19 protein-coding genes are annotated in these 15,763 nt (G+C 49.7%); 9 read left to right on the top strand and 10 right to left on the bottom strand.

The genetic code is table 11. From position 1 onward, the window contains the following. Positions 1-136 precede the first annotated feature (136 nt). Together fadD and rnd are read left to right on the top strand one after the other, a co-directional pair. A complete protein-coding gene (gene fadD, locus HEN21_RS00360) occupies positions 137-1,822 on the top strand; it encodes a long-chain-fatty-acid--CoA ligase FadD (protein ID WP_105286879.1) in 1,686 nt (561 codons plus the stop codon). Positions 1,823-1,903: 81 nt separating this feature from the next. Continuing rightward, a complete protein-coding gene (rnd, locus tag HEN21_RS00365; protein WP_021550660.1) occupies positions 1,904-3,019 on the top strand; it encodes a ribonuclease D in 1,116 nt (371 codons plus the stop codon). A 54-nt stretch (positions 3,020-3,073) separates the two neighbouring features. Here rnd and yeaX read toward each other — a convergent pair whose 3' ends face one another. The 4 genes from yeaX to dmlA all read right to left on the bottom strand — a co-directional run bounded on the left by yeaX (position 3,074) and on the right by dmlA (position 8,197). Beyond that, positions 3,074-4,039 (bottom strand): carnitine monooxygenase reductase subunit YeaX, encoded by a 966-nt coding sequence (gene yeaX, locus HEN21_RS00370; RefSeq protein ID WP_176252049.1) that lies wholly within the window; start codon positions 4,037-4,039, stop codon positions 3,074-3,076. Positions 4,040-4,094: 55 nt separating this feature from the next. After that, a complete protein-coding gene (gene yeaW, locus HEN21_RS00375; RefSeq protein WP_105286877.1) occupies positions 4,095-5,219 on the bottom strand; it encodes a carnitine monooxygenase, oxygenase subunit YeaW in 1,125 nt (374 codons plus the stop codon). 31 nt (positions 5,220-5,250) lie between these two features. Continuing rightward, positions 5,251-6,861: a BCCT family transporter YeaV gene (gene yeaV, locus HEN21_RS00380; RefSeq protein ID WP_000987501.1), complete on the bottom strand. Its 1,611-nt coding sequence runs from the start codon at positions 6,859-6,861 to the stop codon at positions 5,251-5,253. Between the two features lie 250 nt (positions 6,862-7,111). Next, on the bottom strand, positions 7,112-8,197 hold the full coding sequence (dmlA, locus tag HEN21_RS00385; protein ID WP_000978480.1) for a multifunctional D-malate/3-isopropylmalate/tartarate dehydrogenase: 1,086 nt from the start codon (positions 8,195-8,197) through the stop codon (positions 7,112-7,114). A 102-nt stretch (positions 8,198-8,299) separates the two neighbouring features. Here dmlA and dmlR point away from each other — a divergent pair, with 102 nt between their 5' ends. From dmlR to HEN21_RS00410, 5 genes are all read left to right on the top strand, one after another. Beyond that, a complete protein-coding gene (dmlR, locus tag HEN21_RS00390) occupies positions 8,300-9,217 on the top strand; it encodes a DNA-binding transcriptional regulator DmlR (RefSeq protein WP_016158134.1) in 918 nt (305 codons plus the stop codon). Between the two features lie 132 nt (positions 9,218-9,349). Next, entirely contained in the window at positions 9,350-9,988 is a 639-nt protein-coding gene (gene leuE / locus HEN21_RS00395) for a leucine efflux protein LeuE (protein WP_000457214.1), read from the top strand. A 170-nt stretch (positions 9,989-10,158) separates the two neighbouring features. Further along, the gene (yeaR, locus tag HEN21_RS00400) at positions 10,159-10,518 is read left to right on the top strand and encodes a DUF1971 domain-containing protein YeaR (protein ID WP_000939314.1); all 360 of its coding nucleotides are present in this window, start codon (positions 10,159-10,161) and stop codon (positions 10,516-10,518) included. A gap of 3 nt (positions 10,519-10,521) precedes the next feature. After that, complete coding sequence (locus HEN21_RS00405) at positions 10,522-10,704, top strand: DUF1869 domain-containing protein (protein ID WP_000513737.1); 183 nt, start codon at positions 10,522-10,524, stop codon at positions 10,702-10,704. A gap of 147 nt (positions 10,705-10,851) precedes the next feature. Continuing rightward, the gene (locus tag HEN21_RS00410; RefSeq protein WP_000512152.1) at positions 10,852-11,100 is read left to right on the top strand and encodes a GlsB/YeaQ/YmgE family stress response membrane protein; all 249 of its coding nucleotides are present in this window, start codon (positions 10,852-10,854) and stop codon (positions 11,098-11,100) included. 57 nt (positions 11,101-11,157) lie between these two features. On the opposite strand, the gene yoaJ is transcribed toward HEN21_RS00410, so the two are convergent. From yoaJ to HEN21_RS00425, 3 genes are read right to left on the bottom strand one after another with little or no spacing between them, the layout of a single operon-like run. Next, entirely contained in the window at positions 11,158-11,232 is a 75-nt protein-coding gene (yoaJ, locus tag HEN21_RS00415) for a protein YoaJ (RefSeq protein ID WP_001386836.1), read from the bottom strand. 2 nt (positions 11,233-11,234) lie between these two features. Then, complete coding sequence (locus HEN21_RS00420; protein WP_032155883.1) at positions 11,235-11,333, bottom strand: YoaK family small membrane protein; 99 nt, start codon at positions 11,331-11,333, stop codon at positions 11,235-11,237. Between the two features lie 32 nt (positions 11,334-11,365). Then, positions 11,366-12,391: a sensor domain-containing diguanylate cyclase gene (locus HEN21_RS00425; RefSeq protein ID WP_010349484.1), complete on the bottom strand. Its 1,026-nt coding sequence runs from the start codon at positions 12,389-12,391 to the stop codon at positions 11,366-11,368. Between the two features lie 184 nt (positions 12,392-12,575). Between HEN21_RS00425 and HEN21_RS00430 the strand changes: the two genes are divergently transcribed. Next, positions 12,576-12,830 (top strand): putative hemolysin, encoded by a 255-nt coding sequence (locus tag HEN21_RS00430; protein WP_000691925.1) that lies wholly within the window; start codon positions 12,576-12,578, stop codon positions 12,828-12,830. Positions 12,831-12,851: 21 nt separating this feature from the next. Here HEN21_RS00430 and HEN21_RS00435 read toward each other — a convergent pair whose 3' ends face one another. After that, positions 12,852-13,199 (bottom strand): DUF488 domain-containing protein, encoded by a 348-nt coding sequence (locus HEN21_RS00435; protein WP_010354172.1) that lies wholly within the window; start codon positions 13,197-13,199, stop codon positions 12,852-12,854. 54 nt (positions 13,200-13,253) lie between these two features. After that, positions 13,254-14,435: a 2-nitroimidazole transporter gene (nimT, locus tag HEN21_RS00440; protein ID WP_176252048.1), complete on the bottom strand. Its 1,182-nt coding sequence runs from the start codon at positions 14,433-14,435 to the stop codon at positions 13,254-13,256. A 96-nt stretch (positions 14,436-14,531) separates the two neighbouring features. On the opposite strand from nimT, the gene HEN21_RS00445 reads away from it, so the two are divergent. Beyond that, positions 14,532-15,326 carry an AraC family transcriptional regulator gene (locus HEN21_RS00445; RefSeq protein WP_105284788.1) on the top strand — a complete coding sequence of 265 codons (795 nt, stop codon included), beginning with the start codon at positions 14,532-14,534 and terminating at the stop codon, positions 15,324-15,326. Here HEN21_RS00445 and HEN21_RS00450 read toward each other — a convergent pair. Beyond that, a complete protein-coding gene (locus tag HEN21_RS00450; protein ID WP_000460713.1) occupies positions 15,310-15,756 on the bottom strand; it encodes a DUF441 domain-containing protein in 447 nt (148 codons plus the stop codon). The two genes, HEN21_RS00445 and HEN21_RS00450, sit on opposite strands and share 17 nt — an antisense overlap. Positions 15,757-15,763: the final 7 nt, after the last annotated feature.

Raw genomic sequence — 15,763 nt, forward strand, 5'->3', positions numbered from 1 at the left:
AAATAAATAGTGACGCGCTTCGCAACCTTTTCGTTGGGGAATTATCAAGCTGGTATGATGAGTTAATATTATGTTAACAACATGTATGTCACTTGGGGTTGCGATGACGACGAACACGCATTTTAGAGGTGAAGAATTGAAGAAGGTTTGGCTTAACCGTTATCCCGCCGATGTTCCGACGGAGATCAACCCTGACCGTTATCAATCTCTGGTGGATATGTTTGAGCAGTCGGTCGCGCGCTACGCCGATCAGCCAGCGTTTGTGAATATGGGGGAGGTGATGACCTTCCGCAAGCTGGAAGAGCGCAGTCGCGCATTTGCCGCTTATTTGCAACAAGGGCTGGGGCTGAAGAAGGGCGATCGCGTTGCGCTGATGATGCCTAACTTATTGCAATATCCGGTGGCGCTGTTTGGTATTCTGCGTGCCGGGATGATCGTCGTAAACGTTAACCCCTTGTATACTCCACGCGAACTTGAGCATCAGCTCAACGACAGCGGCGCATCGGCGATTGTCATCGTGTCTAACTTTGCCCATACCCTGGAAAAAGTGGTCGATAAAACCGCCGTCCAGCACGTTATTCTGACCCGTATGGGCGATCAGCTTTCCACGGCAAAAGGCACGGTAGTTAACTTCGTTGTTAAATACATCAAACGTCTGGTGCCGAAATACCATCTGCCAGATGCTATTTCATTTCGTAGCGCCCTGCATAACGGCTACCGGATGCAGTACGTCAAACCTGAACTGGTGCCGGAAGATTTAGCCTTCCTGCAATACACCGGCGGCACCACTGGTGTGGCGAAAGGCGCGATGCTGACTCACCGCAATATGCTGGCAAACCTGGAGCAGGTTAACGCGACCTATGGGCCGCTGCTGCATCCGGGTAAAGAGCTGGTGGTGACGGCGCTGCCGCTGTATCACATCTTTGCACTAACCATTAACTGCCTGCTGTTTATTGAGCTGGGCGGGCAGAACTTATTAATAACCAACCCACGCGATATTCCGGGGCTGGTGAAAGAGTTAGCGAAATACCCGTTTACCGCTATCACCGGCGTTAACACCTTGTTCAACGCGTTGCTGAACAATAAAGAGTTCCAGCAACTGGATTTCTCCAGTTTGCATTTGTCCGCAGGTGGCGGGATGCCCGTTCAGCAAGTGGTAGCAGAACGTTGGGTGAAACTGACCGGACAATATCTGCTGGAAGGTTATGGCTTAACCGAGTGTGCGCCGCTGGTGAGCGTTAACCCGTATGATATTGATTATCACAGCGGTAGCATTGGATTACCGGTGCCATCGACGGAAGCCAAACTGGTGGATGATGATGATAACGAAGTACCACCGGGGCAACCAGGCGAACTTTGTGTCAGAGGTCCACAGGTGATGCTGGGCTACTGGCAGCGCCCGGATGCCACCGATGAAATCATCAAAAATGGTTGGTTACACACTGGCGATATCGCAGTGATGGATGAAGAAGGATTCCTGCGCATTGTCGATCGTAAAAAAGACATGATTCTGGTTTCCGGCTTTAACGTCTATCCCAACGAGATTGAAGATGTGGTCATGCAGCACCCAGCCGTACAGGAAGTGGCGGCTGTTGGCGTACCTTCTGGCTCCAGTGGTGAAGCGGTGAAAATCTTCGTAGTGAAAAAAGATCCATCGCTTACCGAAGAGTCACTGGTGACCTTTTGCCGCCGTCAGCTCACGGGCTACAAAGTACCGAAGCTGGTGGAGTTTCGTGATGAGTTACCGAAATCTAACGTCGGAAAAATTTTGCGACGAGAATTACGTGACGAAGCGCGCGGCAAAGTGGACAATAAAGCCTGAGCGTTAAGTCAGTCGTCAGACGCCGGTTAATCCGGCGTTTTTTTTGACGCCCACTAAAGAGAATACAATTTGAATTACCAAATGATTACCACGGACGATGCGCTGGCTTCTTTGTGTGAAGCCGTCCGTGCCTTTCCGGCGATAGCCCTGGATACTGAATTTGTACGTACGCGCACTTATTACCCGCAGCTGGGGTTGATTCAACTTTTTGATGGCGAGCATCTGGCGCTAATCGATCCACTCGGGATCACCGACTGGTCACCGCTGAAAGCGATCCTGCGCGATCCTTCCATCACCAAATTTCTCCATGCGGGCAGTGAAGATCTGGAAGTGTTCCTCAATGTCTTTGGTGAATTACCACAACCCCTGATTGACACGCAAATCCTCGCCGCATTCTGCGGACGCCCGATGTCATGGGGGTTTGCCTCCATGGTAGAAGAGTATTCCGGCGTTACGCTGGACAAGAGTGAATCGCGCACCGACTGGCTCGCCAGACCGCTAACCGAACGTCAGTGCGAATACGCGGCGGCGGATGTCTGGTATCTGTTACCGATCACCGCAAAACTGATGGTTGAAACCGAAGCCTCTGGCTGGCTACCTGCGGCGCTGGATGAATGTCGCCTGATGCAAACGCGTCGTCAGGAGGTCGTTGCGCCGGAAGATGCCTGGCGTGATATCACCAATGCCTGGCAGCTACGTACACGTCAGTTGGCCTGTTTGCAACTGTTAGCCGACTGGCGACTGCGCAAGGCGCGGGAGCGAGATCTGGCGGTGAACTTTGTCGTGCGTGAAGAACATTTGTGGTCGGTAGCGCGTTATATGCCAGGGAGTCTGGGCGAACTGGACAGTCTGGGCTTATCCGGTAGTGAAATTCGCTTCCACGGTAAAACGCTGCTGGCGCTGGTAGAGAAAGCGCAGGCATTGCCGGAAGAGGCCTTACCGCAGCCAATGCTTAACCTGATGGATATGCCCGGTTATCGCAAAGCGTTTAAAGCGATTAAGTCGCTGATTACTGACGTGAGCGAAACGCACAAGATCAGCGTCGAATTGCTGGCATCGCGTCGGCAAATCAACCAACTGCTGAACTGGCACTGGAAATTAAAACCGCAGAACAATTTGCCTGAGCTGATTTCCGGCTGGCGTGGTGAGTTGATGGCGGAAGCATTACATAATTTATTGCAGGAATATCCGCAGTAAAACGTTCGTAAGCCGGACAAGGCGCAACCAGCGCCGCATCCGGCTTCGGATAAACTACAAATCCAACACCAGTCGTTTACCCTTCGCGCGCGAACAACAGATCAACATACTCTGCTGGCTGGCGCGCTCTTCATCGCTAAAATACTGGTCCCGATGATCGGCTTCACCTTCCAGAATTGCTGTTTTACAGGTTCCGCATACCCCTTCACGACATAAACATTCCACTTTTGCCGCTTTGTTATTTTCAATGACCTGCAAAATGGTCATCTCTTCTGGTACTACAAACTCTTTCCCGGAACGGGCGAGTACCAGCGTAAAGGCATCGCCGGTTTTGTCTTCAATAGCAAATTGTTCAAAGTGTAGCGTGTTGGAGGCGATACCCAGACGCGCTGCTTCACTTCTCAGCGCGTCATTCAGAGCCTCGGGGCCACAGGTATAAATGTGTGTGCCTGGGGCGACATCCGCCAATAATCGCACTAATTCGAGTCGCGTTCCGATCGATGAGTGATGAAAATGAATCTTATCAGTCTGCGGATGTTGGTTTAATTCATCACGAAACGCGCAACTTTCTGGACTCCGCGAACAATAATGTAACTGCCAGTCGACGTCCGTGTGTTGCAACTCTGCCAGATGCGACAGGAAAGGGGTGATACCAATGCCGCCCGCGATAAACAGATGCTTTCGAGCCGAGGGAACCAGAGCAAACAGGTTATTGGGTGTCGAGATGGTCAACCGATCGCCCGCTTTTACCTGCTGATGCAAAAAGCGTGAACCGCCGCGCGAGTTTTCTTCCAGCCGAACGGCAATCTGATAACAAGAGGTGTCGAGCGGTGAACTTAGTAGTGAATAAGCATTGCTGTACTGGTTATCACCATCGCTCATCTGCACAATGATGTGACTTCCGCCGGTGAACGCAGGCAGCGGTTTGCCATCGGTTGTCACTAGCGTGAAGCATTTCACCTGTTCGGTAAGCGGTTCAACCTGGCTCACCTGTACTTCAAACATTTGATAGTCTGACATTGCTGTACTCCATCAAAAATCAGCCCGGCGGCGGAAAATACCGCCGCCGATGTCATTAGTCCTTAAACACCTGCGCCAGCAGATTATGGAAATGGGCGATACCGTGTTCGGAAATTCCGCTACCGCTACTGTCGGCCATGATGCGCCCCTGACCACGATAGCCACGCGATTTCAGCCCTTTCTGCACGCTTTCAACCAGCCGTAAATCTTCCGGGCGGAACACATCGCGATACCACTCAATCAGCGATTTTTGCTCGTCGGTTAGCTCTTCATTGGTGAAGTAGATATCGTAGTTTTGTAGGGTAGTTTCAGAATCCACCGGGAATTCATAAATGACTGTCATCATCCCTTTGATTGGCGTCACGTTCAGCATAGTGCACGGCCACAGCCAGAAACCGTGGAACGCAGCGTCTGTACCTTCTTCAAATTTAAAAGACTGCTCGGACGGTTTGGCGAAACCGTATTGCAGCGTCCAGTTGCCGTGCATGGTGTGCCAGTAACGATCAACCTGAACGGAGTCTGAGAAACCTGGATGCGCCGGACCACAGTGATAGCATTCGAGATAGTTATCGACAATGTTCTTCCAGTTAGCAGGTGTGCGGGTAGTAAAACGAGCCGCCAGTTTCAGGTCGTGGACTTCCGGGCAGGCTTCCAGCACTTTTGCCGCCAGGCCTGGTAGCTGATCTTCTACGCTGGTGGCGTTGGGATCCATGTTGATGAAGACGAATCCGGCATATTCTTCCAGACGCACCGGAACCAGTTGCGCTTTGTCGCTATCGAAATTGGCGACGTTTTCACAGTTACGCGCATGGGCCAGGTTGCCATCGAGTTTGAATGCCCAGGCGTGATACGGGCAGGTAATCACATTTTTCGCTTTCCCTTCACCGCTCAATAACTGATGACCACGGTGCGGGCAAACGTTATAGAACGCGCGCAAAACCTTATCACGACCGCGTACCAGCACGATGCTTTCGCCAATGATCTCACGCGTTACGTAATCATTGGCATTCGTCAGTTCGCTACTGTGAGCGACGCAAATCCAGCTTTTGGCAAAGACGTTCTCTTTTTCGTGTTCAAAGGCGTTCTGATCGGTATAAAAACGGGCAGGAATGGTCCACGCCTCTTGCGGGTTAGCGCAAAAATTTCCGGGTAGTACAAAGTCAGGGCTCAGATTGCTCATAGGGATACCTTTATCGTTAGGATGATGGCGCTCAGTTGTCGCCTTTGAATACGGTTCCCGCAGGGAGCACTGGCGTTTTTTCCGGGGCTTCAACCGGTGTCTGCGGGAGATAATGTTCAATTTGATGAGCCGGAATATCGGCGTAATCCTGTTTCAGCCAGCGAATAAATCCGCCCACTTTCACCAGTAAAATGGCGAGGAAGGGAAGGGCAGTGAGCACGACGGTAGTTTTCATGGTTTCCAGCGATGCACCGGTGAACAGAATTGAAAGCGGGATCAGGGTGATTACCACGCACCAGAAAAGACGCAGGCCACGGTCTGGATCATCACCTTCCTGAAGATTCCGCGTGCTGGTCGCTGCCATGGTGTAGGCCACTGCATCCATATGCGAGGCGAGGAAAATAATCATCACGCCCAGATAAGCGGCGAGGAACAATTTACCGGCTGGCAACGACATCAGAACTTGTTGAACGGCCGTTTCACCGCCCAACGTTTCCAGCACCTGCGGAACGTTGATTATCCCTTTGATAAACTGATGAATAGCAAAACTTTCCATCACGCCGAAGAAGAACCAGCAGCCGACGGTGCTACCGAGGATCAACCCCCAGATAACTTCTTTGATCTTACGACCACGTGATACGCGGGTGACGAACATTGCCACGCCGGGGGTGTAAGAGATCCACCAGAGCCAGTAGAAAACGGTCCAGTTGCGGGTAAATGAGCCATCGCCAAGCGGATCGGTGAATAAGCTCATCTGTAAGAAGTTTTGTGTGGTCAGGCCGATGGCATTGATGATGCTGTTAGTAATAAATTCGGTTGGACCGACAATCAAAACCAGCAATGGCAGCAGGAATGCGCCCCAGCCGACCATTTTGCTCAGACGTTGTAAACCGTTGTTGATACCTATCCACGAACTAAGGCAAAAAATGCCGCCGGAAAGCAGGATCACAAATGCCTGCACGGTGAAGTTATCCGGCAAACCGGTCAGCGCGGAAAGCCCACGGGTAAAGGTTGCCGCCGTCACCACCAGAGAAATGGTCAGCGCGCCGACAGTGGCGATCAGAAACATCAAATCGACCAGTTTTCCCCATGGGCCTTGCGGGCGAACACCGGTAATGGCAGCAATAATGCCGGAAAGACTCAGACCTTTATTTTTCCGCACATGGAAGTGGTAAGCCATGATTAATGAGGCCAGCGTATAAGTTGCCCAGGCGCTGATGCCCCAGTGGAAAAAGGAGTAGGGAACGCTAAATTCCAGTGCCTGCTGTGAACGCGGCACGATATTTAAACCAGGCGTTTGATAATAATAGGCCCACTCCGCTACGCCCCAATAAAGCGTGGAGGAACCTAATCCGGCACAAATAAACATAAACAGCCAGGAGAGCGTACTGTATTCCGGCTTACCTTCGCCAAGACGAATATTGCCATATTTGCTGGTGGCTAAATAAATTACCAGCCCCATTGCCAGCAAAACTAATACCTGTACGGCGGAACCCAGCGTGCGGGTAACTAAACTGTATATTGCGTTGGCCGCGTCGGCCGACTGTTGCGGAAAAAGGCTTAATGTGGCTGCGATGAAAAGAATGGCCACCAGGCTGATGCTAATCAGCGGCAAATCTTTTTTCTTAACATTGCTCATCATGAGTCATCTCCTGGGCATAAAAGCCCGTCGCTGGCTTTTGCCAGTTGTAATTATTTGCAGGGTAATGAACTTTTTGTTGCGTTTAACAAATTGATTATTTACATGTTACATAAATTAAACAATTAAGAATACGGAAAGCCATAAAACACGGAACGGAAACAATAAAAGGTGAAATGACGCAGGTTATTTACTGTAAAGAACGAATAAAAAAACCGCGTCAGTGACGCGGTTCAAATAAACTGGTTCGACCTTAACGCAAAATAATTTTGCAAATCGCGTCGGTAACCTGTGGCGTGGTGGCATTACCTTTCATATCGGGTGTTTTCGGCCCGTGAGCAATCACTTCTTCAATCGCTGCCAGAATGCCGTTGTGCGCTCGCTGGAAACGCTCATCGCCATTGCCGAGAAAATCGAGCATCATTGCACCGGCCCAAATTGTGGCGATAGGGTTAGCAATATTTTTCCCGTAGATATCCGGCGCGGAACCGTGGACAGGCTCGAAGAGCGACGGGAAAGTGCGTTCCGGATTCAGGTTGGCGGATGGGGCAATGCCGATGGTGCCGGTGCAGGCCGGGCCAAGATCGGAAAGAATATCGCCAAATAAATTAGACGCTACTACCACATCAAAGCGTTCCGGTTGCATCACAAAGCGCGCACAGAGAATATCAATATGCTGCTTGTCCCAGCGGATTTCCGGGTAATTTTCTGCCATTGCTTCTACTCGCTCATCCCAGTACGGCATACTAATGGCTAAACCGTTAGATTTCGTGGCAGAAGTCAGGGTTTTGCGCGGGCGGCTTTGTGCCAGCTCAAAAGCATATTGCAAAATGCGATCGACGCCACGGCGGGTAAATACTGATTCCTGAATGACAACTTCATGTTCCGTTCCTTCATTCAGTCGACCGCCCAGAGACGAGTATTCGCCTTCCGTATTTTCGCGCACCACGTAAAAATCGATGTCGCCAGGCTGTTTACCCGCCAGTGGGCAGGGAACGCCGGGAAAGAGGCGTACCGGGCGCAGGTTGACGTACTGATCAAACTCGCGGCGAAATTTCAGCAGCGATCCCCATAACGAAATATGGTCCGGAACGGTATCCGGCCAGCCGACGGCACCAAAGTAGATAGCGTCGAAACCGCTGAGTTGTTCATGCCAGTCGTCCGGCATCATTTTGCCGTGATGGCTGTAATACTCGCAGCTTGCCCACTCCATCTGCTCAAAACTTAAGGCAAAGCCCCAGCGTTCAGCAGCAGCCTGTAACACACGAATCCCTTCAGGAAGGACTTCTTTGCCAATCCCGTCTCCAGGGATCGCAGCAATACGCATCGTTTTCATCATTAGGTTCTCACTTCCTGATCAGCAAAATTGACAACTCCACCATCCTATAATTGACTGATCAGGAATTAATCCCCGCAACTGGTGAAACATAAAACACGAATCATGAATAATTTACCGCTGCTGAACGATTTGCGCGTCTTTATGCTGGTGGCTCGCCGGGCTGGTTTTGCCGCCGTGGCGGAAGAATTAGGCGTTTCACCGGCCTTCGTCAGCAAGCGCATCGCCTTGCTGGAGCAAACTCTGAACGTGGTGCTATTACACCGCACCACCCGTCGCGTCACCATTACCGAGGAAGGTGAGCGGATTTATGAATGGGCGCAGCGGATTTTGCAGGATGTCGGGCAGATGATGGATGAGCTTTCCGACGTGCGCCAGGTGCCGCAGGGAATGCTGCGTATTATCAGCAGTTTTGGTTTTGGACGGCAGGTGGTAGCTCCGGCACTGTCAGCACTGGCGAAGGCGTATCCGCAACTGGAGTTACGTTTTGATGTGGAAGACCGGTTGGTCGATTTGGTCAATGAAGGGGTCGATCTGGATATTCGTATTGGCGACGACATTGCACCTAACTTAATTGCCCGTAAACTGGCGACCAATTACCGTATTCTCTGCGCGTCGCCGGAGTTTATTGCGCGATATGGTGCACCGAAACATTTAACGGATCTTTCTGCATTACCCTGCCTGGTCATAAAAGAGCGCGATCATCCGTTTGGTGTCTGGCAATTGCGCAATAAAGAGGGTCACCATGCCATTAAAGTCACCGGACCGATGTCGTCTAATCATGGTGAAATTGTCCATCAGTGGTGTCTCGATGGACAAGGGATTGCGCTGCGCTCCTGGTGGGACGTTAGTGAAAATATTGCCAGTGGACATCTGGTACAGGTTTTACCTGAATATTATCAGCCAGCAAATGTCTGGGCTGTTTATGTCTCAAGGTTGGCGACATCCGCAAAAGTAAGGATTACGGTAGAGTTTTTGCGCCAGTATTTTGCAAATCATTACCCGAATTTTTCATTGGAATGAGCGCCATTTTTTACTCTATTCTCAGGTTATTGTCAGGTTAAAACCTGATTTTCTCCTTTCTAAGCCGTTGCGGATTGGTTAGCATATTCACCTTTAATCGCGCATGATCCAAAGAGAATTAAAGAGGTTAATGTGTTCGCAGAATATGGGGTTCTGAATTACTGGACCTATCTGGTTGGGGCCATTTTTATCGTGCTGGTGCCAGGGCCGAATACCCTGTTTGTGCTTAAAAATAGCGTTAGCAGTGGAGTGAAAGGCGGTTATCTTGCGGCCTGTGGTGTATTTATTGGCGATGCAGTATTGATGTTTCTGGCGTGGGCCGGTGTAGCAACCTTAATTAAGACCACACCGATATTATTCAATATTGTACGTTATCTTGGCGCGTTTTATTTGCTCTATCTGGGGAGTAAAATTCTTTACGCTACCCTGAAGGGTAAAAATAGCGAGGCCAAATCAGATGAACCTCAATATGGCGCTATTTTCAAGCGCGCGTTAATTTTGAGTCTGACCAATCCGAAAGCCATTTTGTTCTATGTGTCGTTTTTTGTACAGTTTATCGATGTTAATGCGCCACATACGGGGATTTCATTCTTTATTCTGGCGACAACTCTGGAACTGGTAAGCTTCTGTTATTTGAGCTTCCTGATTATTTCTGGTGCTTTTGTCACGCAGTACATTCGAACCAAAAAGAAACTGGCTAAAGTGGGCAACTCGCTGATTGGCCTGATGTTTGTGGGTTTTGCCGCACGACTGGCGACGCTGCAGTCCTGATGCTTTCAGCCCGCGATGCTGCGGGCTTCCCTCCTGAAATACATCTATATTTCGCCTGGATGACGTTAAAAAGTAACCAATAAATGGTATTTAAAATGCAAATTATCAGGCGTACCCTGAAACGGCTGGAATAAATGGTTTTCAGCATATTTACCGAAGGAGGGAAAAAAATGCTGCAAATCCCACAAAATTACATTCATACGCGCTCAACACCTTTCTGGAATAAACAAACTGCGCCTGCCGGAATATTCGAACGTCATCTTGATAAAGGAACGCGTCCGGGTGTTTATCCACGCCTGTCCGTTATGCATGGGGCGGTCAAATATCTCGGCTACGCCGATGAACACAGCGCAGAACCTGATCAGGTGATCCTCATCGAAGCAGGTCAATTCGCAGTGTTCCCGCCGGAAAAGTGGCACAATATTGAAGCCATGACTGACGATACTTATTTCAACATCGACTTCTTCGTTGCTCCTGAAGTCCTGATGGAAGGTGCAAAACAACGGAAAGTCATTCATAGCGGGAAATGAATTATGGGCAAAGCAACGTATACCGTAACCGTCACCAATAACAGTAATGGCGTTTCTGTCGATTACGAAACAGAGACGCCGATGACATTACTGGTGCCAGAAGTGGCGGCCGAAGTGATAAAAGATCTCGTCAATACCGTGCGTTCTTATGACACGGAAAATGAACATGATGTGTGTGGTTGGTAATTATTGCTAATGTAGATGGCGCTAATTCTGCGCCATCGTAAAAAAAATGCTCTGTGACACATATCACAATTCTTGCCTCTCTTATGTTGTGCTATGCTTTTTATCAGCGACTAACCCGCTAATGCAAAACAGATAAGTGAGGAAACAATGGGCATTCTGTCATGGATTATTTTTGGACTTATTGCCGGTATTCTGGCGAAGTGGATCATGCCTGGTAAAGATGGTGGTGGATTCTTTATGACCATCCTGCTGGGAATTATCGGTGCCGTAGTTGGTGGATGGATCAGTACACTGTTTGGTTTTGGCAAAGTCGATGGCTTCAACTTTGGTAGTTTTGTGGTTGCCGTGATTGGTGCGCTGGTCGTGCTGTTTATCTACAGAAAAGTCAAAAGTTAATACTGAAAAGCACAAAGGCTGCCTACAGGCAGCCTTTGCTATTTTTTCGACGCGGTATTACCACCATCCCAGCTCGGTGCCAAGAACGACAATAATCGCCACGCCCATCATAATAATCGTTGTTTTTTTCATCTTTATGCCCCTGGGGCCGCATAGCCGCCAATAAAAAACCACGCTAAAAATATGACTGCCGTAATAAAGATCACGACGGGAAAAACAATACCGATTCGCATGTTACCACCAAAGAAAAGGATGTGAATACGCCTCAGGAGTGCCTGTCTGAATGCGCGACAAAAGGGGGTTTCTGTTTGTGTTTTTTCTCCTGATACATCGCGATATCGGCAGCATGTAGGGCACTGTCTGCATCGGTGGTTTCAGGATCCACTTCTACTACGCCAAGACTGGCGCCAGGATAAAACAGATCAATATCACCCAGGTGATATTCTCCACGTATTTGCTGTTGGATACGCTCACGCAGTGACTGGATATCGGCATTTTCATTAGCCAGGGCAACGACCAAAAATTCATCGCCGCCGAGACGACCAATAATCTCGCCATTCTGATGTAGCCTGGTGAGGCGCTCGCCAACCTGAATAAGAAACAGATCGCCGCTATTGTGACCAAATCGGTCGTTGATTAATTTGAAGTTATCCAGGTCGATAAAAGCAATAATTGCCTTACGCTTCAGATGCCGAGCGAGGGAAAACAGCGTCGTCAGATTATCAAAAATCGCCCGCCGATTCGGTAGGCCGGTCAAAGAGTCGGTGTAAGATTGCGCAATCAGAGCGGCATTGGCTTCACGTAATTGCTCAACCAGCGCCTCTTTTTGAATATATTGTGCAATCAGTCCGGCGAATAGCTGCAAAACCTGCTCTGCGCGTTCACTCCACGGGCGCTTTTCACTGCTGGCGGCGCAAAGCGTGCCATAGAATGATCCATCCGGTAAGTGAATTGGTGTGCTCAGGAATGTGGTAATACCAAGATTGCGTGCCGCAATGCAGTCACCCCAACGGCCTGGAACTTCATCGCTGAAAAAACAGTTTTCATCAATGGCGCGTTTGCACAACGAGTAATCCCACGAGACGGTAAAATTCTCCGGGATGTGCATTTTCTGGCTGTTACGGGCAAACAGGATATGTTGCAGTCGCGCGTCAATATCCACCTTTGTCAAATAGGTCGATTCCATGTCGGTGACCATTTCCAGCATCTCCAGAAGTTGCCGAACCAGACTTTCCAGAGAATGTTCTGAGGCGAGTGACTGCGAGACGCGGGCAATAATCTGATCTGACACGAAAGAACTCCAGGATACGGCGGGTAAAATGCTGATTATTTAATCTTTGTAGGCATGATAAAACATCATCAAAGAAGATGAAACTAGCCGTAATATATTTTAAGTGAATGTAAAGGAAATAGTGCTGCAAAACAAAACGATACCGCGATACTCTAAGGCGTAGATAAACGTATGAGATCAACGAATGAAAATTATCAGTTTTACTCTGCCTTGCCTGTTAATTCTTGCGGGATGTTCAACCACTTCTCAACCCGACGCACCAAAACCGCCGCATGTTGGGATGGCGAATCCGGCGTCGGTCTACTGCCAACAGAAAGGCGGTACGCTCATTCCCGTGCAGACATCGCAAGGGGTCAGCAACAATTGCAAATTACCGGGCGGTGAAACGATTGATGAATGGGCATTATGGCGACGGGATCATCCGGCGGGTGAAAAATAACCGCCGGATGCCAGGCTAAAATCACAAGCTTCGCAGCCAGTCGGCCAGCACCAGCGCATGGTTTTGCGTGGTATTTTTTGCCGAGTAGAGCAGGGTCAGCGGCTGTTTTTGGGCGATTTCCGCCAGCCGTTTCCCTTCTGGCTCGTGTTGCGCCAGTTCTGCAAGATATTGTTCGCGAAAGGTTTTAAAATCGATCACTTCGCCGTGAAAGGCTTTGCGCAGCTCCGTTGACGGCGTGATCTCTTTATCCCACTCATCAAGTGTTAAATCAGTTTTCTTGATACCACGCGGCCAGAGACGGTCGACCAGTACGCGATAACCATCGCTCTGTTCAGCCGGATCATAAACGCGTTTACACTGAATATTCATCGTGTTTGTTCTCCCTTTCACGCATGATTTGCATCGTCACTATAGCACCGGACATCAACGAATTTCTTTGTCTCTTCCGGCGCAAAGTCCAAAAATCGCCATCAGCAGTGAAAGAATTGCGACAACAATCAGTGGCGTGGACCAGTCACCGTTAGCATCGTGTATTTTGCCCATTAGCGGCGGCCCACAAGCTGCCAGCAGATACCCGACGGATTGTGCCATACCCGAAAGAGCAGCGGCCTGATGCGCAGAGCTTGCTCGCAGTCCGATAAACGTTAGTCCAAGTATCATTGTTGCCCCGGAACCAAAACCGAAAAGCAGACTCCAGGTGACAGCGTGTGCTGGCATAAAGCAGAGCCCAACCGCACCCACTGCGCACATTAAGGCGACCAGAGCGGCAATACTGCGTTGATCTTTCACATGATGTAAGAAAAGTGGGATCAGCAAACCGGGAGCAGCAGTGGCTAATTGCAACAAACCATGCAGCGAACCTGCCTGTGCCTCGCTGTAGCCGTGACTGATGAGGATCGCCGGAAGCCAGCCGATAATCACGTAATAGACCAGTGAGTTGATCCCAAGAAACAATGTTACCTGCCAGGCAAGCGGTGAACGCCAGATACCCCGGGTATGTAAGGCGCGTGAGGTACTCAAATTCACATGTTGTTGATTACGCCATTGCGGCAGCCATATAAATAGAGCCAGCAGAGGAAAACACATCAGCATGAGCAACGCGCCCTGCCAGCCAAAACCGTTCAAAGCCAGCGGCACCACCAGAGCTGACCCCAGAGCCGCTGCAGCGCCCATCGTCAGGGAATATGCGCCGGTAAGTCTGGCGACGGAATGGGGAAAATCGCGTTTAATGAGACCTGGTAGCAAGACATTCCCTAATGCAATCCCACAGCCAATGATAATCGTACCGCCAAATAATAAGTAAGCCGAAGGAAGAGAGCGAATTGCTATGCCAGCACAAATCAAAAGTAATGCTGCCACCAGGCTGCGCTCTATACCAAAACGACGTGCCACCGACGCGGCAAGAGGAGATATCAGCGCAAAGGCTAATAAAGGTAAGGTCGTCAGTAACCCTGTTTGCGCCGTCGTCAGTGAGTAAGCGGAACGAATGGTATCCAGTAACGGTGCTACGCCGGTGAAGGTAACACGGAGTGTGGTGGCAATCATTAGAACGCCGGCTATCAGGACAATCCTGTTTTTGCCGCTTAATGAAGTTGAACGGATCATAGATATCTCATTGTTACAAGCGAGGCTCTACCTTACTGTTTTTATTGTTATGTTGAATCAAGCTAAAATGACAAATTATCGCTAAATTCGGACAAAATGATGCACAGGTTAAATCTCAATGGTTATGAACCCGATCTTCACCATGAAACGGCGGTCGCATTTTGTATTCATGCCGGAAAGGATGAATTGACCAGTCCTGTACATCAGCACCGCAAAGGGCAGCTGATACTGGCTCTGCGTGGAGCCATTACCTGTACGGTGGAAAATGCGCTGTGGATGGTGCCGCCACAATATGCAGTATGGATTCCAGGCGGTGTGGAGCATAGTAATCAGGTAACAGCGAATGCCGAGCTTTGTTTTTTATTTATTGAATCCAGTGCGGTGATAATGCCGGGCAAATGTTGCACGCTGAAAATTGCGCCTTTATGTCGTGAATTAATTTTAACGCTGGCAAAAAGAACAGCAGCTCAACGTGCTGAACCAATGACGCGCAGATTAATTCAGGTGCTGTTTGATGAACTCCCTCAGCAACCGCAACAACAGTTGCAGTTACCCGTTTCTTCGCACCCCAAAATCCGCGTGATGGTGGATACAATGGCAAAAGAGCCCGTCGAATGGGGGACATTGGGGCAATGGGCAAATTTTTTTGCGATGAGTGAACGCAATCTCGCCAGGTTGATAGTTAAAGAGACGGGGTTGAGCTTTCGTCAGTGGCGTCATCAGTTGCAGCTCATTCTGGCACTTCAGAGGTTAGTGAACGGCGATAGTGTACAGAAAGTGGCGCATATGCTGGGGTATGATTCAACAACGGCTTTTATTACCATGTTTAAGAAAGGCCTGGGGCAAACCCCAGGCCGATATATTGCGGGATTAACTACTGTTTCCCGATGATCAGGGAGACCAGACCTGCGGCAATAAGCGGACCGACCGGCACACCGCGAAACAGCGCCACGCCTAAAATCGTGCCCACCAGCAGCCCGGCAACCAGTTGCGGCTGGCTGCCCATCAAGGTCACGCCGCGTCCGCCAAGCCAGGAGACAATCACTCCCACGGCAATTGCCACCAGCGATTTCCAGTTCAGAAACGAGTGAATAAGTGTCGATGGCGGCAGTGTCCCGCTGGCTACAGGAGCCATTACGCCGATAGTCAGAATGATTATCCCGATACTCAGTCCTTGTTTTTCGATCCACGGGAAAAAGGTGCTTAACGGTGTGACGCGGACAATGATTAACACCAGAATTGAAACGGCGACAGTGGTGTTGTGGCTGATAAAGCCCAGCGCAGCTAACCCGAGCAGGATCAGCAAAGTGACATCAAACATCGTGGTT

This window comes from Escherichia sp. 93.1518, from assembly GCF_013368915.2.
GTDB classification, from domain to species: domain Bacteria; phylum Pseudomonadota; class Gammaproteobacteria; order Enterobacterales; family Enterobacteriaceae; genus Escherichia; species Escherichia ruysiae.